This is a genomic window from Chryseobacterium tructae, assembly GCF_030409875.1.
Lineage (GTDB): Bacteria > Bacteroidota > Bacteroidia > Flavobacteriales > Weeksellaceae > Chryseobacterium > Chryseobacterium tructae.
Genome location: NZ_JAUFQR010000003.1, coordinates 356,921 through 377,472 on the forward strand (window position 1 = coordinate 356,921; position 20,552 = coordinate 377,472).

16 protein-coding genes and 2 pseudogenes are annotated in these 20,552 nt (G+C 36.0%); 10 read left to right on the top strand and 8 right to left on the bottom strand.

Annotated elements, in window-relative coordinates:
- Positions 1-10 precede the first annotated feature (10 nt).
- From QWZ06_RS25360 to QWZ06_RS28060, 3 genes are all read right to left on the bottom strand, one after another.
- Entirely contained in the window at positions 11-2,971 is a 2,961-nt protein-coding gene (locus QWZ06_RS25360) for a SusC/RagA family TonB-linked outer membrane protein (RefSeq protein WP_290301910.1), read from the bottom strand.
- A 361-nt stretch (positions 2,972-3,332) separates the two neighbouring features.
- Complete coding sequence (locus QWZ06_RS25365) at positions 3,333-4,079, bottom strand: AraC family transcriptional regulator (protein WP_353960036.1); 747 nt, start codon at positions 4,077-4,079, stop codon at positions 3,333-3,335.
- Complete coding sequence (locus tag QWZ06_RS28060; protein ID WP_353960037.1) at positions 4,049-4,210, bottom strand: cupin domain-containing protein; 162 nt, start codon at positions 4,208-4,210, stop codon at positions 4,049-4,051. The genes QWZ06_RS25365 and QWZ06_RS28060 overlap by 31 nt, the downstream gene beginning before the upstream one ends.
- Before the next feature lie 256 nt (positions 4,211-4,466).
- Between QWZ06_RS28060 and QWZ06_RS25370 the strand changes: the two are divergent.
- From QWZ06_RS25370 to fabF (QWZ06_RS25390), 5 genes and pseudogenes are all read left to right on the top strand, one after another.
- Positions 4,467-4,882: pseudogene (locus tag QWZ06_RS25370) on the top strand (OsmC family protein).
- 127 nt (positions 4,883-5,009) lie between these two features.
- Entirely contained in the window at positions 5,010-5,615 is a 606-nt protein-coding gene (locus QWZ06_RS25375; RefSeq protein ID WP_290301911.1) for a TetR/AcrR family transcriptional regulator, read from the top strand.
- 10 nt (positions 5,616-5,625) lie between these two features.
- A complete protein-coding gene (locus tag QWZ06_RS25380; protein ID WP_290301912.1) occupies positions 5,626-6,894 on the top strand; it encodes an acetyl-CoA C-acetyltransferase in 1,269 nt (422 codons plus the stop codon).
- A 152-nt stretch (positions 6,895-7,046) separates the two neighbouring features.
- Positions 7,047-8,282: a beta-ketoacyl-ACP synthase II gene (gene fabF / locus QWZ06_RS25385; protein ID WP_290301913.1), complete on the top strand. Its 1,236-nt coding sequence runs from the start codon at positions 7,047-7,049 to the stop codon at positions 8,280-8,282.
- 485 nt (positions 8,283-8,767) lie between these two features.
- Complete coding sequence (gene fabF / locus QWZ06_RS25390; protein WP_290301914.1) at positions 8,768-10,009, top strand: beta-ketoacyl-ACP synthase II; 1,242 nt, start codon at positions 8,768-8,770, stop codon at positions 10,007-10,009.
- A gap of 267 nt (positions 10,010-10,276) precedes the next feature.
- Here fabF (QWZ06_RS25390) and QWZ06_RS25395 read toward each other — a convergent pair whose 3' ends face one another.
- The 3 genes from QWZ06_RS25395 to msrB all read right to left on the bottom strand — a co-directional run bounded on the left by QWZ06_RS25395 (position 10,277) and on the right by msrB (position 12,034).
- On the bottom strand, positions 10,277-10,522 hold the full coding sequence (locus tag QWZ06_RS25395) for a hypothetical protein (protein WP_290301915.1): 246 nt from the start codon (positions 10,520-10,522) through the stop codon (positions 10,277-10,279).
- Between the two features lie 96 nt (positions 10,523-10,618).
- Positions 10,619-11,377 (bottom strand): murein L,D-transpeptidase catalytic domain family protein, encoded by a 759-nt coding sequence (locus tag QWZ06_RS25400; RefSeq protein ID WP_290301916.1) that lies wholly within the window; start codon positions 11,375-11,377, stop codon positions 10,619-10,621.
- Between the two features lie 129 nt (positions 11,378-11,506).
- Positions 11,507-12,034 carry a peptide-methionine (R)-S-oxide reductase MsrB gene (gene msrB / locus QWZ06_RS25405; RefSeq protein WP_290301917.1) on the bottom strand — a complete coding sequence of 176 codons (528 nt, stop codon included), beginning with the start codon at positions 12,032-12,034 and terminating at the stop codon, positions 11,507-11,509.
- Positions 12,035-12,156: 122 nt separating this feature from the next.
- Between msrB and QWZ06_RS25410 the strand changes: the two genes are divergently transcribed.
- Together QWZ06_RS25410 and QWZ06_RS25415 are read left to right on the top strand one after the other, a co-directional pair.
- Positions 12,157-13,401, top strand: coding sequence for a DUF445 domain-containing protein (locus QWZ06_RS25410; protein ID WP_290301918.1), 1,245 nt, complete (start codon positions 12,157-12,159; stop codon positions 13,399-13,401).
- A gap of 16 nt (positions 13,402-13,417) precedes the next feature.
- Positions 13,418-14,311, top strand: coding sequence for a hypothetical protein (locus tag QWZ06_RS25415; RefSeq protein WP_290301919.1), 894 nt, complete (start codon positions 13,418-13,420; stop codon positions 14,309-14,311).
- 207 nt (positions 14,312-14,518) lie between these two features.
- Here the strand turns inward: QWZ06_RS25415 and QWZ06_RS25420 are convergent, their stop codons facing one another.
- Both QWZ06_RS25420 and QWZ06_RS25425 read right to left on the bottom strand, forming a co-directional pair.
- Positions 14,519-15,556 carry a quinone-dependent dihydroorotate dehydrogenase gene (locus QWZ06_RS25420; RefSeq protein WP_290301920.1) on the bottom strand — a complete coding sequence of 346 codons (1,038 nt, stop codon included), beginning with the start codon at positions 15,554-15,556 and terminating at the stop codon, positions 14,519-14,521.
- A gap of 215 nt (positions 15,557-15,771) precedes the next feature.
- A complete protein-coding gene (locus tag QWZ06_RS25425; protein WP_290301921.1) occupies positions 15,772-16,467 on the bottom strand; it encodes a pseudouridine synthase in 696 nt (231 codons plus the stop codon).
- A gap of 568 nt (positions 16,468-17,035) precedes the next feature.
- On the opposite strand from QWZ06_RS25425, the pseudogene QWZ06_RS25430 reads away from it, so the two are divergent.
- The 3 genes and pseudogenes from QWZ06_RS25430 to QWZ06_RS25440 all read left to right on the top strand — a co-directional run bounded on the left by QWZ06_RS25430 (position 17,036) and on the right by QWZ06_RS25440 (position 20,447).
- Positions 17,036-18,576, top strand: a pseudogene (locus QWZ06_RS25430) (glycine--tRNA ligase).
- 120 nt (positions 18,577-18,696) lie between these two features.
- Positions 18,697-19,830: a serine hydrolase domain-containing protein gene (locus QWZ06_RS25435; protein WP_290301924.1), complete on the top strand. Its 1,134-nt coding sequence runs from the start codon at positions 18,697-18,699 to the stop codon at positions 19,828-19,830.
- A gap of 5 nt (positions 19,831-19,835) precedes the next feature.
- Entirely contained in the window at positions 19,836-20,447 is a 612-nt protein-coding gene (locus QWZ06_RS25440; protein ID WP_290301925.1) for a YdeI/OmpD-associated family protein, read from the top strand.
- The last annotated feature ends 105 nt before the right edge of the window (positions 20,448-20,552 follow it).

Consider the following 20,552-nt stretch of genomic DNA (forward strand, 5'->3'; position numbering starts at 1 on the left):
ATTGTAAAGGTTAGAAATTAGCTTTTAATGATAATCCGATAGATCTGGTAACTGGTAATCCGAATGAGTCTACTCCTACTCCTCCTGGTGTATTTCCAGATACTTGTTCAGGATCAAACGGTGCTTTTTTATAGAAGAAAAAGAGATTGGATCCTACTAAACTTACGGTAGCATTTCGCATGTATTTTGAATTAAGATCAAATGTATATGAAATGGTAGCTTGGCGTAAACGTACTGTTGTAGCACTGTATATATAAGCTTCATCAATTCCTTTTGCATACCCTTCTGTAGTTCCTACTGCTTTATAATATTCTCTTGGATCCGTCAAACCTGTATAAGCTTGTCCAGCGTTAGGAGTTCCTGGTGCATATACCGCATTAGGAATAGATACACCCCCTGCATTTCTTACATCAGCAGAAGCCTGGCTTACTCCATAGAAATCATTTGCTTTCTCAGTAAGAGAAAGAACCTGACCACCAAACTTACCATCAATAAGGAAAGAAATTCCAAGTTTCCCAATATTAAAGCTATTATTGAATCCCATAATAAACTTAGGGTTTGGATTTCCTAAGTAAGATGGATTACTTTCCGCAAGAGGAACACCTTTCTCATTAACCAAAATATGTCCCGCACCATCTCTTTTGAATTTGATTCCATAAAGATCACCAAAAGATCCGCCTAACTTAAGTTGTGTATATTGCCCACCACCGGTAAGAGTGAAAAGCTGATCCTGTGGAATACTTAAACTAGAGGGAAACAACTCAACAATTGTATTTTTATTGGCTGAACCATTCACCATAGTTGTCCAACCTAATTTTTCTGAATTCAATACTTTATAAGATAATGAAGCTTCAAAACCGGTATTTTTGATTTTACCTGCATTGATATAGTATGAACCTGTAGGAATTCCTCCTAGGTTGGAAGAAATTGTTGTTTCCAACAACTGGTTCGTTGCATTTGAATTATAGTAAGTAATATCAAAACTTAATCTATTATTCAATAATCTGAACTCTGTTCCTGCTTCAAAAGTTTTGTTTAATTCCGGCCTAGGGAAAAGTTCTTTATATCTAGGATCCGTAACAAATGAACTCTTAGGATATACAATATTTCCTGCATCTACTCCGTAAGAATATCCTTTACTATACTCAACCATTGCATTAGAAATATTAGCAGGTAAACCTAAACCAACAGTGGCATAAGATCCTCTGATTTTCCAAAAATTAATCACTTCCGGAAGCTTAAAAATAGAAGATAAGATAGCATTTGCTCCTACAGATTCGTAATCAAATCCGGTTCTTCCAGTAAGAGATAATGTAGAGTCCCAGTCATTTCTAAAGGTCATATCTACATAAAACATATTTTTATACCCTAATGAAGCACTTGCAAATACAGACTGTACCTGCTTTTTCATATTTGTATAGATATTGTGATATCCGTCTCCAGGTTTTCTATCTACATTCCATTTTAAATTATTTAATGTAAACAGGTTAGGAGCTGCCAGATAAGCGTTATCTATTTCTGTAATTTTGTTTCTTGTCGTATTGATACTTCCTCCTACTGTAAAGTCTAATGAAATAGACTCACTTATTTTAGGGTTACCAATTAATAAAACATCTCCATAGGTAGAGGAATTTTCATAGACATTCTTTAAAATTCTTCCATTTTCACCTCCTGCTACAAGACTAGGCGCTGAATAAGCAGCAATATCACGTTGGCTATCGGAAATATTCCAACTGTAGTTTCCTCTTACTCTTGTTGATAACCAAGGATTAATTTGATAGGACAATGATACGGCACCATATGCATTTTTATTGCTCACTGTAACCGGATTTCTGTTTAAAATCCAATAAGGGTTCTGAGTTTCCGGATTTCTTTTGAAAGTTCCATCAGGCTTTATCTCCCACCAATTTTGTGCAGGCAGTAATCTTTCTTTATTGAGATAGGAATAATTATTCGGGCCGTATTGATCAAAATCTACTCCTCTCGGTAACCAGTATAAAGAAGTCAAAGGTGAGAAGGAAGCTCCCGGTGTTTGCCTGTTTTTACTTTCCTGCATTGAACCGATAAAATTGGCATCCAATGTCAATTTATCATCCAAGAACTTACTGGAGTTTCTGAAAGAAATATTGTACTGATCAAAATAAGACATTGGAACGACCCCTTTATTCGTTGTATTTCCAATGGAAAAATAGTTTGTTGATTTCTCATTTCCAGACTGGAAAGAAAGGCTATTCACCCAAGTGGTACCCGTTTTCAGAAAATCTTTAAGATAATTCTTAGAAGCACCTCTTGCTCCCCAACTAAATTCATTATCCCCCGGAGCCTGACCGGATATTGCCGGATCATAAGATAAATAACTATTTTGTAGTTTTGGCAGACTATATGCATTTTCTACTGTGAGACTGCTGCTATAAGAGATTGAACTTTTACCGATACGTCCTTTTTTAGTGGTAATCAAAATCGCCCCGTTTCCTCCGGCAGAACCATATAATGCAGAAGCAGAAGCCCCCTTCAGGAAGTTCATACTTTCAATATCATCTGGATTAATGGAGCTCAGTACATCCCCTGGATCCGGCATATTTGAATACTGTCCTATCTCTGCTGATTTCCCAGTCCCGTTGATAATAGGAATTCCATCAATTACATACAAAGGCTGGCTATTGGATACCGATTTATTACCTCTCATAATCACCCTTACCGAGCTACCTACACCATTGGTTCTGTTGATCTGTACATTGGAAACTTTTCCATTGACGGCGTTTAAAAGGTTGGGCGTTTTCACTTCTGTCAGCTCATCCCCTCCAATCTGCTGACTGGAATAGGTAAGAGAGCGAGCCTGTCTTTTAACCCCCAAAGAGGTGACTATGACCTCCTGAATATCGGTTGCCTTCGTAGTGTCGGCCGCTTTTTTTTCCTGTGCAACTGCAGAAAGGGAAAAAACAAATAGAACCGGTATAACTGCTTTTCTCATAAGGTTTAGATTAGTTAGATTTAATTGAGAATCAATCACATTGCTTTATATTTCAATACCAAAAAGTTTATTGTTTTTTTAGCAATATTTTGGCATTTATGCATTAGATTATTTAAAGTTTCGTTAAGATTTAATTCACATTAACAAATCTAAATTTTGTTAACAGTCAGATATAATACTATTTTATCATAAAACGATATTATTTTTTCAGTACATTAATTTAAAAACACATAAATAACTACATCCCAGTTAATTAAACAACAATTAACTCTATCAAAAAAAGGGGAATTATCTTAGAATTTATCAAATGGAAAAAGAAAGATTTGTAAAAAATCAAGGAAACTATAGAATAAAAATAATATTATTCAATTTTTTTAACTCCTTTAAACTGTTCCCTGAACTCGGTAGGAGTAGTCTTTTTAATGGACTTAAAGACTTTATTAAAGTTGGCAATATTATTGAAACCAGCTTCAAAAGCAATTTCAAAAACAGTAAGATTTTTTTCCATCAACCATCTGGCAGCATAACTTATTCTAATCTCATTAAGGTAGTTGATAAATGTCTTTCCTGTTCTCTTTTTAATAAATCTATTGAATGTTACATTACTCATGTTGACCAATGAGGCCACATTATCCAAGGTTATTTTGATTTCAAAATTCTTATGAACAAAATCATGAATAACCTTCATTTTATCATTATCATCAAATGTTTCCGATTCAATACTATACGAAGACAAAAGTATTTTATCTTCTGCTATCGCCAATTCATTGAGAATTTTCATAATTTCTATAAAGGACTCAAAGCTGTTCATCTTGGACAGATTGAGAAACGAATCTTTTAGTTTTTCAGCTGTTTCTGTTGAAAACAAAATCCCTCTGATTGAATCTTTCATTAGATTATTAATCGGTTTCAGGACATTTTTCTGCATCATCGACTGATTAAAGAAGTCTTGATTAAACTGTATCGTAATTTCGTGAGTCTTCCTGTTCTTGCATCTATAATTTGCCCAGCAATGTGGTAAATTAGGGCCTACCAATACCAATTCTATATCACCTATTTCTCCAGTATGATCCCCAATCATCCTGCGGTACCCCTTTCCTTTGTACACAAATTAATTTCAATCTCCGGGTGATAATGGTAAGGAAAATCAAACGATGCCTTTATTCTGTCAAACACCAGAAAACTGTCTTCAGGAGATAGTGGAGTTATTTCTCTAAGAATATTTTCTAGTCCGTTCATACAGGCAGCTTTGAAAAAAAAATTAATAATAAGGTTTGCATTACAAATATTGGTAAAAATGATAAAATAATATCAATATAACCTCATGTTTTTTATTTTTTCATTGAAAAGTTTCTCTCCATTCACGATTTATAATTTAATATTTACGAATCATGTTTTTTTGTATATTTAATCCGAAATAATACTAAGGCTAAAAAAAACACCCATAAAAAGGTGTATTTTAAACATTAAATCAACCAATATTTAACTAAATAATATGAAACGTAATGCAACAGCCGTTTGGAACGGTACCATTAAAGAAGGTAAAGGACACCTTACCACTCAAAGTACAACTTTGAACCAACCCAGTATTCTTTCAATAGCCGCTTTGCAGATGGAGTGGGCACCAATCCGGAAGAGTTACTCGCAGCAGCACATGCCGGATGTTTCACGATGAAACTAAGTGCAGAACTTTCACAAGCAGGATTCACTCCTGAAGAATTAACTACAACTTCTGTGATAACCCTTGACCCCAACATTGGAAAAATCACAAAATCAGAACTTACCCTAACAGCAAAAGTTCCCGGAATTACAGAAGAAGAATTTCAAAAATATGCCAAAATTGCAGAAGAAGGATGCCCGGTAAGTGCGGCATTCAATTTTGAAATTACACTCAACGCAACATTGGCCTGATATATTTCAATTTCGTTTGTCATTTCATTCATAGCCTGAGTTTTCTTATCAGTGTAGGTAAATTTTATAAATAAAAATATACCGATTGGTATATTTTGTATATTTGCATTGTAAACTTGAATTGAAAATGTCAAAAGCAGAAAAGACCAAACAATTTATTATTGAGAAAACAGCAACTTTGTTCAATACCAAAGGGTATATTTCTACGTCTTTATCAGATATCACTCATGCAACGGGGCTGACTAAAGGAAGTATTTATGGAAACTTTGAGAACAAAGATCATGTTGCTATTGAAGTATATAAATATAATGCAGGGCAATTGGGAAAAATAATGAGCCATTCTTTTAGCTCTCAATACCCAACCTCTGTTGACAAACTTTATGCTTTTGCAGATTTTTACCGAAAAAACTGGCATACTGTGTTTTTAAACGGCGGCTGCCCTCTTATGAATGCAGCAACAGAATCTGATGATGCTTTCCCACTTTTAAAAAATCAGGTAAAAAAGTCTTTTGAAGAATGGGGTAAAAAAATATCAGCGGTAATTCTTGAAGGCCAAAATAAAGAGGAAATCAACAAAGAAGCAGATGCAGAGTATTATGCTTCTATTTTCATCATGCTTATTGAAGGAGGGATCTTACTCTCTAAGACAACAGGTGATGACAAGTTTCTCAATATGGCTTTAGACAAAGTAAACAGCATGATCGGTAAAGAACTTAGCATCAATTCATTATAAAACTCAAGCTATGACAACAAAAAAAGTCGCTGTTGTAGGCTACAACAGAATTCCTTTTGCAAGGATGAACACTGCTTATGCAGAGCAAGGAAATCAGGATCTTTTGCTCGCTGCCCTCGGCGGGTTAATAGATCGCTGTCATCTGGAAGGTAAAATTCTTGGTGAAGTAGCAGGTGGTGCAGTGATTAAACATATTTCGGAAAGTAACCTCATCAGAGAAACTGTGATGAATACTTCCCTTAATCCTGCGACACCTGCATGTGATCTCCAACAAGCGTGTGATACCGGAATTGAAGCAGCCATTTATATTGCTAATAAAATAGCCCTGGGACAGATAGAATGCGGAATTGCATGTGGAGTGGAAGCCATGAGCAATATTCCTTTCGAATCTTCTCCAAGATTAAGAAAAGCATTATTAAAGGCTAATAAGGAAAAATCAGTATTTGGAAAAATAAAACATTTACTTAGTCCTAAATTCAAAGACTGGATGCCTATCCCCTACAAAGGTCAGGAACCCCAAACGGGTTTGGTAATGGGAGAGCATACTGAAATAACGGCACAATATTATAAAATACCCAGACATGAACAGGATGAGCTGGCACTAAAGAGTCATCAAAATATGGCAAAAGCATATGATGAAGGCTTCTTTGATGACATGATTACGCCTGCTTTTGGACTGGATAAAGATAATAATCTCCGCCGCGATACCAGTCTGGAAAAACTATCCCAACTGAAACCGGCCTTTGATAAACAGAACGGAACATTAACTGCCGGAAATTCGACTCCGTTTACAGACGGAGCCTCAGCGGTATTACTGGCAAGTGAAGAATGGGCAAAAAATAATAACCTCCCAATACTCGCTTATATTTCTTTTTCAGAGTTAGCAGGAATAGAATATGTCCAAAACAGACAAAATCTCCTGTTAGCCCCTGTATTTGCCGCAGAAAGAATGTTGAAAAAGGCAAATATGAATCTGGAAGATTTTGACTACTATGAAATCCATGAAGCTTTTGCTGCTCAAGTACTGGCTACTATAAAGATCTGGGAAAATGATGATTTGGCTAAAGAGTTCGGATTGGAAAAAGCATTAGGGAAAATCGATCGAAATAAGCTAAATGTGAAAGGAGGTAGTTTAGCAGCTGCCCATCCCTTTGCGGCAACAGGCGGAAGAATTATTGGAACCTTAGCAAAGCTTCTCGATCAAAAAGGAAGCGGAAAAGGTTTCATTTCTATTTGCGCTGCCCGTGGGCAAGGGGTCACCATGATTTTAGAAAAATAGAACCCTCCTATTTTCTGGTGAAAATTCATTGGCTCGTTATAGAGCAATAAGAACCACAACACAACATGATAAAACACACGAAATGAAACAGATATCAAGCCCTTTATCTTATGGAAATTTAATTTATTTAACCCTCAAATCCTCAATTAATTATGAAAAGAGTTGTCATTACAGGGCTTGGTGCTATCACCCCCCTGGGAAACAATGTCACAGAGCTATGGCAAAATAGTATCAATGGAATCAGCGGATCAAGATTGATCACCCATTTTAATATAGAAAAATCCAAGGTTCACTTTGCCTGTGAAATCAAAAATTTTGATCCTAAAGTATATCTGAATCATAATGAAATTAAAAGAAGTGACTTGTTCTCACAATATGCCATGTATGCTTCCTCAGAAGCCCTTCAGGACTCTGGTCTGGAATTAGAAAAAACAAACCCCTTTGACATTGGGGTTATATGGGGCACAGGACAGGCCGGAATGTGGACTTTTGAAAATGAAGTTATGGAGTTTGCCAATGGAAATGGTACTTCACGTTTCAATCCCTTCTTTGTTCCTAAGTTTATTGCCAGTATGGCGTCAGGTATGATTTCTATGAAATATGGGCTTCAGGGAATCTGCTATTCAACCGTATCCGCATGTGCAACAGGAAATGCAACCCTGATGGATGCCTTCAACTATATCCGGTTTGGTAAAGCAAAAGTAATCGTCAGCGGCAGTTCTGAGGCAGCAATTACTCCTGCATCAGTAGGAGGCTTTTCGGTGATGAAAGCCATGTCTACCAGAAATGATAAAACAGCAAGCCGTCCTTATGATGCAGAAAGAGATGGTTTTGTAATAGGTGAAGGGGCAGGAGCTCTGATATTGGAAGAATATGAACATGCAAAAGCGAGAGGAGCTAAAATCTATGCCGAATTAGCAGGAGCAGCAATGACGGCTGATGCCCATCATATGACCGCACCTCATCCTGATGGAACCGGAGCTATGAAATCAATGGAACTGGCTTTAAAAGAAGCAGGAGCTAATACAGAAGACATCGATTATCTCAATCCACATGCAACATCTACTCCCCTTGGAGATCTTATTGAAATAAAAGCAATCAGTAAATTATTCAAAGGAAGTAAGAATCTGGACATCAGCGCTACAAAATCAATGACAGGACACTTATTGGGTGCTGCCGGAGCTGTGGAAGCGATTCTTTCGATTAAGACCATTGAACATGGAGTAATACCGCCAACAATTAACCTCCACAAAATTGATGAAAACATTCCTAAAGATGTCAACATTGTCTTTGGAGAGGCTAAAGAAAAAGAAGTTAATTTTGCATTGAGTAATGCCTTTGGATTCGGAGGCCACAATGCAAGTGTAGTTTTCAAAAAGTTCAGCTAGTTCTGAAAGAAAGGTAATTAGTAAAATCCCTGCGTGGTTACCATTCAGGGATTTGAAAAACAGGAAATGATGTGAATCAATTTATAGATAGAGCCATTATGGTCTCCTCATATTCTCTCATTGATTTTATTTAATTCATTTTATGATCAATGAAAGACTTCAAATAACTTCGTGAAGACGTTTTATAAAAAAGCATTCAAAAATTTAACAAAATAAGCTGAATGCAAGAGTTAAATCTCAAGATATCGCTCATGAACAAAGGAGCAGAAATAATTTTGAAAAAAATAATATAAATATAAAATAGCTTCAAAAACTAAAATCTTTTATTATGCACTAAATAATATGATTGATTATTCGTCTACAGCGAAAGAAAAATGATAATATTGCAAACGGAAATTCAGATGATAAAAGAAAGAAGCAAAATACATGGATAGACCAGGTTTATCACATGAAAGTCTAATCGATTTAAAATTAGTAACTACAGTATGAAGAGAGTTGTCATTACAGGATTAGGTGCTGTGACACCTTTGGGAAACAATGTTGAAGATTTTTGGCAAAACAGCCTTAAAGGTATCAGCGGTGCAGGATTAATCAAGCAATTCGATACAGAAAAGTTTAAAGTTCATTTTGCTTGTGAGGTAAAAGACTTTGATCCAAAGCTACACCTTACCCACAACGAAATCAAAAGAAGTGACCTTTTTACGCAATATGCCATGTACGCTTCTGCAGAAGCAATACAAGATTCAGGTTTAGATCTTCAAAATATGGATCCTTTCGACTCAGGAGTGATCTGGGGAACAGGGCAAGGTGGAATGTGGACTTTTGAAAAGGAAGTAATGGAGTTTGCACAGGGTGATGGTAACCCTCGTTTTAATCCGTTCTTCGTCCCTAAATTTATCGCCAATATGGCTTCAGGAATGATCTCCATGAAATATGGACTTCAGGGAATCAATTATACAACAGTATCTGCTTGTGCAACCGGAAATACAGCATTGATGGATGCTTTCAACTACATCCGTCTCGGAAAAGCAAAAGTAATCATCAGTGGTGGCTCTGAAGCAGCGATTACTCCGGCTTCCATTGGTGGGTTCTCTATTATGAAAGCAATGTCTACAAGAAATGATGACTTTGCTACAGCCAGTCGTCCTTATGATGCAGAAAGAGATGGTTTTGTAATGGGAGAAGGTGCAGGAGCATTGGTTCTTGAAGAATATGAGCATGCCGTAGCAAGAGGTGCAAAAATCTATGCGGAATTAGCGGGTGCAGCCATGACGGCTGATGCGTACCACATGACTGCTCCTCATCCAGATGGAGTGGGAGCAATTAAAGCTATGCAATTGGCTGTAAAAGAAGCAGGAGCCAATATGGAAGATATTGATTATATTAATCCACACGCTACCTCTACTCCTTTGGGAGACTTGATTGAATTAAAAGCAATTAACAATGCTTTTAAAGGAAATAAAAAACTCGATATCAGTGCAACAAAGTCAATGACCGGGCACTTATTGGGAGCTGCTGGCGCCGTTGAAGCGATTATTTCTATTAAGGCTATTCAGAATGGAATTATTCCGCCAACCATCAATCTTCACCATATTGATGAGAATATTCCGAAAGATATTAATATTGTATTCGGAGAAGCTAAAGAAAAAGAGATCAATTTTGCATTGAGTAATGCCTTTGGTTTTGGAGGGCATAATGCAACTTTAGTATTCAAAAAGTTCAGGTAGTACTGAAATAAAAATAATTAAAAATCCCCCGTTCTTCAATGTACGGGGATTTTTAATTTTAAATAGATAAGCAACCATAAATAGCTTAAGGTACAATAGGGCGCGCAGTGAACCAATCTTCCGAATTTTCTGTCATTGGAATATACAGTCTTGTCCACTCTTCACAATCTATCATGTCCCAACTGTGTCCCTCGCCTTCAATATCTTCTGCTAAGAGAATAACACCTGGCTCAATTAGCAATGTTGAACCATCAGTAACCTTAAATCTTACAGTTCCTTTAATGGTAACAACATATTGTCTTCGTGGAGCAATATGGGTGTTTTTTTCCCATTCTTCTGTTTGATTACTGATCCAAATACATTAGCATTAATGTGAGTCAAAGCAGGTATTTTTCCTTCTTCAAACGTACATGATCCATCCTGATTGCTCATTAATCTTATAGCAGGGACAAACTCTGGTGATATTTTTGGTGATATATTCCCATGTTGGATATTTTTATCTTCTGCATCCATAAATCCAATGCTAATTGTTGTTAATGTTTTCGATAAGGTTTCAGATCATAAATGTATTCAAAAATTAAAAAGCAGTCAAATCTGACTGCTTTACTTTTAAGCTTTTAACCATTCCGAAGAGGAAAGGTAATTCTGATCGGGATAATAGATGAATAATAAATTTCGCCCTTTTATCGTATTGATCATTGATTGTGAGAGTTCTCTAGGAACGGCAGGGCATCCCCAACTTCTTCCTATTCTTTTATGCACAGCTGCAAATGCATCACTTACATAGTCTGCTCCATGCATAACGATAGCTCTTCTATACGCGGCATCATTGAATCCTTTATCCATTCCTAATAATCTCAATGAGTATCCATTATCTCCCTGATAGGTTGCATCTGTGATATAAAATCCCATGCTGCTCTGTCGCGAACTTTCCGTGTTAGAAAAATTCGTGGCAAATTCTTCGCCTGTATTTTTACCATGGGCAACCAATGAGTTGAATACTACTTTCTTGTCATTAAGATCAATTACCCAAAGTCTTTTGGTATTGGAGGACATAGAAAAATCGCAGATAGTCAATAAATGCGACTCACCAGTAAGCAATCCTGCTTTCTTTAGGTTTTCAAATCCCGTTAATGCTTTAGAGAAAACTTCGTAGTTCAGTTCATGGTCAGGATCAAATTCAATTGATTGGTATAGTGCTTCTGACGAAGATACTGCTGTAGCAGCATTTTTCTCAGATTTCGTGTCAGTTACTTTTTTTGTCTTTGTTATGTTGACATTTTCATCCTTCACCACCGCTTTCGGAGAAATGTAGAATGAGGTCGTCACCATGTAAACAAGGCCTATTACGCCATAAAATCCTTTCATTCAATAATATATTAGTACCAAATTAGTGGGGCAAAATTATAAAAACATTGCTATCAGCCACTTATAAGTCTACAAAGTTTAACTGAATTTAAGAAACTTTAACGTCCTGATTCTGTGAAATAAAGCCCATTATTTTTGTGAATCTCCAACAAATTCAAGGCTGATGGAATTCATACAATACCTCAATCCTGTAGGCTTTGGGCCATCATCAAACACATGTCCTAAATGTGAGTCACATCGCTTACAAAGCACTTCTACTCTTTCCATTCCATAAGCTGTATCTCTTTTATAATAAACGCCTTCTTTATCAGCCTCAAAGAAACTTGGCCATCCGCAACTGCTCGAAAATTTTGATGTAGAGCGGAATAAATGATTTCCACAAACCGCACAATAGTAGTCTCCCAACTCGTCAAATTCATTATATTTTCCGGTAAAAGCTCTTTCTGTTGCCGCTTCTCTTGCTATTGCATAAAGATCCGGAGCCAGGATTTTCTTCCATTCGTCGTTGGAAATATTCAGTTTGGCAGTATCGGTTCTTGAATAATATGGATTGTTATTTGCTTCTTTATTTTCCATAGAAGTAATTTTAATGGGTTGTTGTTTCTGCGTACATCCAAGCAGAACAATTAATATGATGGTTGAAATTAAAAATTTCATTATGATTTCAATGATTTACTTCTTCATCTTAAAATGAACTAAAGTATTTAAAATAAAACTTTTATGACTTTTATGATTTAATCTTAAATAGTTTCATAACCAAATTTAGTAAATTTGAGAATATGAATGACGAAGCAAAAAGAAAACAGCTTAGAAAATATAAGGCGTTCGCTACAGGATTATTTGTTTTGATGGCTCTTATTTTCATTGTGACGACCATAATGCAGAAATCCAGTTCTTCCCACTGGGTCGGATATGTACGGGCTTTTGCTGAAGCCGCCATGGTAGGTGCGTTAGCCGACTGGTTTGCAGTCACTGCCCTATTCCGTCATCCGCTTGGGCTTCCGATTCCCCATACCAATCTAATTGAAAACAGTAAACAAAAATTGGGAGACAACCTGGGAAGCTTTGTTGTGAGTAATTTTCTGTCGCCTCAAAATATCCGCCCTTATATTCAAAGAATTAAGGTTTCAAATTTTGTGGGTGAATGGCTTGGAAAAGAAAAAAACCAAGATATTCTCATCAAAAATATTTCGGATATTGTTCTTGATATTCTCAATAAGCTTGATGATTCTACCGTGAGTCAGTTCATCAGTAAAAAGGTGTCAGAAATGACGGATGATATCAAACTTAACAAAGTGGTAGGCAACGGAATCAATTATATTCTGGAAAAAAATGACCATCAGAGAATCATTACCAATCTTTCAAAGCAGATCAAGGAATACATTATTCAAAATGATGAAATGATCAAAGATCGGGTGAAAAAAGGCAGCTATACTTTCATCCCATCTTTTGTAGATAATAAAATTGCTGATAAAATCGCTGATGGCCTGTCTGATTTTTTCAAAGAAATAGAGGAAAACCCGAAACATGAAGTAAGAACATTAATCACTCAAAAAATTCATGAATTTTCTGTTGACCTTAAAGAAGATCCCAAATGGGATGAAGAGTTTAAAACCATTAAAAACGGACTTCTTAAAAATGATAAGCTAGATGAATATTCTAATGACATCTGGGTTTCGATCAAAAGAACATTGATGAAAGAGCTCCAGGAAGACCATTCTGCCTTGAAAAATTATCTTTCCAAAAACCTGAATGAATTTTCTCAAAATTTAAAGTCTGATGAAAATCTTCAGAATAAAATAGATCATTGGGTTCAGGTAACTGCCTATAAATATATTCTAAAAAACACCCATCAATTTGGAAACCTCATCAGTACTACTGTGGGTAACTGGCAGGGTAAAGAATTAAGTGAAAAGTTGGAACTGGAAGTAGGAAAAGATCTTCAGTTTATACGTGTGAACGGAACTTTGGTGGGCGGCCTGGTAGGACTTATTATCTACACAATTGCCCATTTCTTTATTTAAAAAAGGCAATATAACCATGAAAAAACTTCTTATCCTTCTCTTCCTTTCCTTTTTCCTTCCCGGTAAGAGCCAAAAAGTTGAATTAAAAGCAGTAACAGATTCTTCGCAGATCTTTAAAGGAGAAATTGCGAGTGTTCCCATTACTTTACAACTTCATTATGCAGGGATTCCGGATTGTAGTTTATATCAATACTTTGTAGATGGATGGTATTATTACGACACATATCAGAAGAAAATTCCTTTGACCGGACTTTATGATTATGGTAAACTTTTTTTATATAATTTCGGAACAAAACATAAGCAAAATTCTAAACGATTTAAAGCGTTAATCAATTCGCCTCAAGATGTAGAAAAGATCGTTGAAATTGCAAAAAATCTTAATCCTAAAGAATCAATTCTATTAGGACAAGAGCAAGCCAGAGAAAATCCTGTTACAGGAAGCTTTTATATGGAAAGCAAGGATAAAAATCAGCCTGCAAAGCTGTTTACTGCTAATGATATGATCTATCGTTACAACAATTATATTACCTTACCCAATCATAAAAAAATCAACACCTTTGATTTCATCAATCAATATGGAGGAAATGAACTGATTTCTTATGCCTCTGATGAAAAGGGAAACCGGGTTTTACTGTATTTCGATCATATGTCCAATCTTAATGCATGTGGAAGATGTGGTGCCAGTGAAGGTGAAAAGGGATACAGAATTCTTTATTTTACCAAAGACTGGAATTATAAACGTTATGAAGAATTTCTTACCGAAAGCTGCCTGGAAAACATTTATGATACGACCAAAACAAAATCAAAGGATGGTAAAACGATACAGTATAAAATCGGTAAATCTGATTCCTATCCCGCTCATACACTAACCGTTGATATTAAAAATACTGCTGTAACAAAGTCAAAATAAAAGGGTTCTGTGTGATTGAGCCACTTAATATTTTTTCTTGCCACGAATACGCGAATTTTTTATTTATGCATTCGAAGAAATAGACAGATATAGTTTTAATTAAATTTAAAAAATGAATATTTTTTTTGAGCTTATAACAGATAGAATTAATGAAAATTCGTGTATTCGGAGCTAAAATAAAAAAGAGACCCTCTGGTCTCTCTCTATTTATCTTGGCAATCTGCTTGCTCTTTTTAAAATCTCTTTATTGATTTCGTTAATCAATTCCGGACCTTCATAAATAAATCCGGTGTATAACTGAACCAGGCTTGCCCCGGCATCTAGCTTTTCGATGGCATCTTTTGCGGAGTGAATACCTCCTACTCCAATGATAGGAAATGCTCTGTTACTTTTATCCGAAAGGTATTTAATCATTTTTGTACTTCTCTCGCGAATAGGCTTTCCGCTTAATCCTCCGTTTCCGATTTGTTCTAAAACTTCAGGTGAAGTCTTTAGTCCTTCTCTATTGACAGAAGTATTGGAAACAATGACACCATCTATTTTTGTTTCTGCAATCAGCTCAACAATTTCATCCAACTGAGTATGATTAAGATCCGGTGCAATTTTGAGTAATATGGGTTTCTGTACAGATTTTGCCTGATTGATTTTCTTTACTTCTGTAATCAACTCACGAAGATATTCTACATCTTCCAGTTTGGCATGGCTTCCTACATTCGGGCAGCTTACATTCAGTACAAAATAATCCACGTGTGGATGCAGGCCTTCAAAACAGTCCAGGTAATCCTGGGTATAGTTTTCAGGTTGGGTATCTGTATTTTTTCCGATGTTTCCACCGATGATGATTTTTCCTTTGTTGGATTTCAGCTTTTCAATCGCAGCCTGCAACCCATCATTATTGAATCCCATTCTATTGATAATCCCTCCATCTTCAATAAGACGGAACAATCTTTTCTTAGGATTTCCTGCCTGAGCTCTAGGTGTTACTGTTCCAATTTCTACAAATCCGAAACCAAGGTCTCCCAATTCGTTGAACAAAACCGCGTTTTTATCAAAACCGGCAGCCAGTCCTACAGGATTTTTAAATTTCAATCCAAAAACTTCTCTTTCCAGACGTTTGTCTTCAATAGGTTTTGGGAAAAATAATTGAGTAAGAAATCCAAAATTCTTTAGCATCGAAAAAGTAAAGTGATGCACTTCTTCGGGATCAAATTTGAAAAGAATCGGACGAATGAGCGATTTGTACATTGAAAAAAAGTTTTACAAAATTACTCATTTTAAAATTAATCGTTGATTAATGTATGATATTTTATCAAAATGTTTTTTATCTATACCATCTATAAGGGATACAATATCTGGCAAGTTGTTTTTTAAAACTATGTGGCTACTATCCTTGTCAAGGTTTTAAACCTTGACAAGGATGTTTCCCGAAAATTTTTCCTTTGATACAGAAAGTTTATAAATTAAGAGTATGAACTCAAATCGAATTTCAGAATGTCCCCTACTCTTTTAAACTCTTCATCTACCTTAGCATTCAGGATCATTTTTTCGTTGGAAATAGGATGATTGAAAATCAATTGATGGGCGTGAAGGGTCATTTTGTTGATTCCAAATGTTTGAAGCCACAACTTATTTTGTTTATTGCAGCCATGTTTTCTACATCCTAAAATAGGATGCAAAATATGTTTAAAATGTTTTCTCAACTGATGAAATCTTCCCGTTTCAGGAATAGCTTCTACCAAACAATATCTAGAAGTCTGATGCTTTAAAAAGGGTAAATCTATTTCAGAAGTCTGCAAACGAGAATAGTAGGTAACTGCATTTTGCTTGACTTCATTTTCATTAACCAAGTCGTAATCAATAGTTTCTTCTTCTTTCGCCCAGCCTCGCAGAATGGCAATATATTTTTTTTCCACTTCTCTGCTTGCAAAACGGTCACTCATGATTCTAAGCGTATCTTTATCTAAGGTAAACAGCAAAACCCCTGAAGTTTTACGGTCTAAACGATGCACAGGATATACTTTTTGCCCAATCTGATTTCTCAATTCCTGAATAGCATAGGTATCTGCTTCCCCGGCATAAAAGGATTTATGAACCAATAGCCCGCTGGGTTTATTGATGGCAATAATATGCTCGTCACGATAAAGAATTTCTAACATGGGGCAAAAGTAGAGATTTTCTACTGATTCTTGTTTAAGCAAGAAACGTTTAAGGTTTAAAGTTTAATGGATAAACCTTATCTAAACCTAACAGGTTTTAAAAACCTGTTAGGTTTTGTAAGTATATAGAGTAGAAACTAAAACGTTCACTGATCTAGCCCTGATTGCAACGGCATCCTTTTTTGTTGCGGCCGGAGCGAAGCGGAGGCCGTAACAAAAAGATACAGTGGAAAGCAGGTTCCCGGCTCATTATACCTAATCATTATCCTTCGAATATTTTTTTTATATTAGTATCAGGTATAACTTTAAGTAAAAAACAATGACAGATTATTTTGGTTTCTTTGTAAAATTGACTGTGATTTCTGTCATTATTGCAGTCGCCACAATTATTTTCGTACCCTTTAAAAAGTATAAAATAGCAAAGATATTATTGTTAATTTTTGCCGGTATTTTATTTATCATCGGTGCAGGAGGATGCTTTTTAATGACCGTATCTAATGTGGGATCTTACAGATATTAATATTTTCCCAATAAAAAACATTATTTTTGCACATCAGACGTAAAAATTATGGCAAAGCAAGAAGATGTTTTCAAGAAAGTAATTTCTCACGCTAAAGAATATGGGTTTATTTTCCCTTCAAGTGAGATCTATGATGGTTTATCCGCTGTTTATGATTATGGACAGAACGGGGCTGAACTTAAAAATAATATCAAACAATACTGGTGGAAAGCTATGGTACAGCTTAACGAAAATATTGTGGGTATTGATTCAGCGATCCTTATGCACCCAACGACATGGAAAGCATCAGGCCACGTAGACGCTTTCAACGATCCATTGATTGATAACAAAGATTCTAAGAAACGTTTCAGAGCAGACGTTTGGTAGAAGACTATTGTGCTAAAATTGAAGATAAAGAGAATAAAGAAATTGAAAAAGCAGCGAAGAGATTCGGAGAGGCTTTCGATAAAGATCAATTTGTAGCTACTAATCCAAAAATTCTGGAATACAGAGCGAAGAGAGAGGCTATTCTTTCGAGATTGGCCAAATCTTTAGAAAATGAAGACCTTGCTGATGTAAAAGCTTTGATTGAAGAGCTTGAAATTGCTGATCCTGATACCGGTTCTAAAAACTGGACGGACGTAAGACAGTTTAACTTAATGTTTGGAACTAAGCTTGGAGCTTCTGCAGATAGTGCTATGGATCTTTACTTAAGACCTGAAACGGCTCAGGGTATTTTTGTAAATTACCTAAACGTTCAGAAAACTTCACGCCATAGACTTCCTTTCGGTATCGCACAAATTGGTAAAGCGTTCAGAAACGAGATTGTTGCAAGACAGTTTATCTTCAGAATGCGTGAATTCGAACAAATGGAAATGCAATTCTTTGTGGCTCCGGGTACTGAACTTGAATTCTACGAACAGTGGAAACAAAAACGTCTGAACTGGCACTTAGCTTTAGGATTAGGAAATGATAATTACAGGTTCCATGATCATGAGAAATTAGCCCACTATGCGAATGCAGCAGCTGATATCGAATTCAATTTCCCATTCGGTTTCAAAGAATTGGAAGGAATTCACTCAAGAACTGATTTTGACCTTAAGGCACACGAAAAATTCTCCGGAAGAAAGCTTCAGTTCTTCGATCCTGAAAGAAATGAAAACTATGTTCCTTATGTAGTAGAAACTTCTGTAGGTTTAGACAGGTTATTCCTTTCTATCTTCTCACATTGCTTAAAAGACGAAGTGTTGGAAGATGGTTCAGAAAGAACCGTTTTATCTTTACCTCCGGCATTAGCTCCAATTAAAGCAGCTATTCTTCCATTGATGAAGAAAGATGGTTTAGCTGAGTATGCAGAGAATATCTTCAACGACCTGAAGTACGATTTCAACTTATTCTACGAAGAGAAAGATGCGATCGGAAAACGTTACAGAAGACAAGATGCAATTGGTACTCCTTACTGTATTACGGTAGATCACGACTCATTAACGGATCATACGGTAACCATCAGAGACAGAGATACAATGCAACAGGAAAGAGTTCCGGTTTCAGAATTAAGAAGAATCATTGATGAGAAGACCAACTTCAGAAATCTACTTTCTAAAATATAATGTAAAAGCCTTGATGAAGTCAAGGCTTTTTTATTTTTATACGATCTATCTTATTTCATTTTATATTATGTGTTTCTGTCTAAAATTATTTTAAATTTGTTAAAGACCGAATACCAAAAAATGAGAATACTAAAGTATATGATAGGTGGGGCAGCAGCCGGAGCCGCAGCAGCTTACCTTTTAGGATATGATTATTTATTCAGTGGCATTTCCAAGACTTATCTTAAAGGAAAGTCAAGTGCCTTTATTGATGATGGAAACCTGTTCCCCAGCAATCCTATTATTACAGAGTCTCCAAAGCGGTGGAAAGAAGATCCCGAATACAATACAAAAGAACTACCTAAAATTTTAGTTGACGATTTAAAACATTCCAAAACAGCCGCATTTGTAGTCATTAGGAATGGCAAAATCCTTCACGAACAATACTGGAATGGATATAATCAGCTTTCACAAACCAATTCCTTTTCTATGGCAAAGGCTGTTACGGTGATGCTTTTGGGAAAGGCTCTGGAAGAAGGACTCATTAGTACTATGGATGAAAAGCTATCTGATTTTTATACTGAGTTTAAAGAGAAAACTTTTGGAAATGAAGTGACTCTTAAAAACCTGGCTCAAATGGAATCGGGGCTCGACTGGGATGAAAACTATAATAATCCATTCCTTCCCAATGCCAAAGCCTATTATGGAAAAAGCCTTGTAAAAGCTGTATTCTCAAGAAAATTTAAAGAAAAGCCAGGAACAAGATTTGAATACCAAAGCGGCTCAACGCAGCTACTTGGTTTCGCTCTAAAAAAAGCGTTGAAGAAACCATTAGCCACTTATCTTTCTGAAAAATTCTGGATTCCACTGGGAATGGAACAGGATGCAAAATGGAGCACAGATGATCATGGAATAGAAAAAACCTATTGCTGTATTCATTCTAATGCAAGAGACTTTGCCAAACTTGGTCAGTTATTTCTGAATGATGGTAAATTTGGGAACCAACAGATTCTTAATACAGATTTTATTGAACAGATGAGAACTTCTACAGAAAAGTCTGAAAAGATTTATGGAATGGGGCTTTGGATCAATAACGACAATCCTATTAAACATTACTATTTCCTAGGACTTCAGGGACAATATATCATTATGGTTCCGGAGCATAATATGGTCATTGTAAAGACCGGAAGCTACGCCAATAATCCTAAAAATGACAGAGGAAGACCTGATCAGGTGAAGTTTCTTGTGAACGAAGTTGTACAGTTGTTTCAATAAAAAGTATGGAAAAATACAGTTCAAAAATAGACACTTATATCGAAAAGTCTCAGGATTTTGCAAAGCCAATTCTGAACTATATCCGCGAAACGGTTCATGAATACTGTCCTGACGCAGAAGAAACCATGAAGTGGAGTTTTCCACATTTTATCTACAAGGGTAAAAATCTCTGTGCTATGGCTTCCTTCAAGCAACACTGTACGTTTGGATTCTGGCTGGAAAAGGAAATGAAGACCATGCAGGAAATCACACAGGATATTGAGAAGAACTCCATGTTCAGCCTGGGAAAGATTACTAAATTGGAAGATCTTCCCTCAAAACCTCAGCTGAAAAAGGCTATTAAAGAAGCTATGGAGCTCACAGACATGGGTGTTACCATGAAAAAAGCAGCTCCCTCCAAAACAGAAATAGAAACTCCTGATTATTTTTTATCTGCATTACAGGCACAGCCAAAAGCATTAGAAGTTTTTGAACAAACATCACCATCATTCAGAAAAGAATACATCACATGGATTACAGAAGCCAAGACAGAAGCTACCAGAAATAAAAGAATGGAACAGGCTTTGGAATGGATTGGAGAAGGCAAAGGAAGGAACTGGAAGTATGAAAGAAAATGACCTAAATTATTCTTTAATCCACCATTAAAACATTACCAATTATAGAAAATTAAAGCCCCAAAATTGGGGCTTTATTAGTTATGATATAATAACATCATGAAACAT

Coding starts and splice junctions, on each gene's coding strand:
- QWZ06_RS25435 (WP_290301924.1), top strand. CDS start 18,697: ATGAGAATACTAAAGTATATGATAGGTGGGGCAGCAGCCGGAGCCGCA.
- QWZ06_RS28060 (WP_353960037.1), bottom strand. CDS start 4,210: ATGAACGGACTAGAAAATATTCTTAGAGAAATAACTCCACTATCTCCT.
- QWZ06_RS25425 (WP_290301921.1), bottom strand. CDS start 16,467: ATGTTAGAAATTCTTTATCGTGACGAGCATATTATTGCCATCAATAAA.
- QWZ06_RS25375 (WP_290301911.1), top strand. CDS start 5,010: ATGTCAAAAGCAGAAAAGACCAAACAATTTATTATTGAGAAAACAGCA.
- QWZ06_RS25380 (WP_290301912.1), top strand. CDS start 5,626: ATGACAACAAAAAAAGTCGCTGTTGTAGGCTACAACAGAATTCCTTTT.
- QWZ06_RS25400 (WP_290301916.1), bottom strand. CDS start 11,377: ATGAAAGGATTTTATGGCGTAATAGGCCTTGTTTACATGGTGACGACC.
- fabF (WP_290301913.1), top strand. CDS start 7,047: ATGAAAAGAGTTGTCATTACAGGGCTTGGTGCTATCACCCCCCTGGGA.
- QWZ06_RS25415 (WP_290301919.1), top strand. CDS start 13,418: ATGAAAAAACTTCTTATCCTTCTCTTCCTTTCCTTTTTCCTTCCCGGT.
- QWZ06_RS25440 (WP_290301925.1), top strand. CDS start 19,836: ATGGAAAAATACAGTTCAAAAATAGACACTTATATCGAAAAGTCTCAG.
- QWZ06_RS25410 (WP_290301918.1), top strand. CDS start 12,157: ATGAATGACGAAGCAAAAAGAAAACAGCTTAGAAAATATAAGGCGTTC.
- QWZ06_RS25420 (WP_290301920.1), bottom strand. CDS start 15,556: ATGTACAAATCGCTCATTCGTCCGATTCTTTTCAAATTTGATCCCGAA.
- fabF (WP_290301914.1), top strand. CDS start 8,768: ATGAAGAGAGTTGTCATTACAGGATTAGGTGCTGTGACACCTTTGGGA.
- QWZ06_RS25360 (WP_290301910.1), bottom strand. CDS start 2,971: ATGAGAAAAGCAGTTATACCGGTTCTATTTGTTTTTTCCCTTTCTGCA.
- QWZ06_RS25395 (WP_290301915.1), bottom strand. CDS start 10,522: ATGGATGCAGAAGATAAAAATATCCAACATGGGAATATATCACCAAAA.
- msrB (WP_290301917.1), bottom strand. CDS start 12,034: ATGAAATTTTTAATTTCAACCATCATATTAATTGTTCTGCTTGGATGT.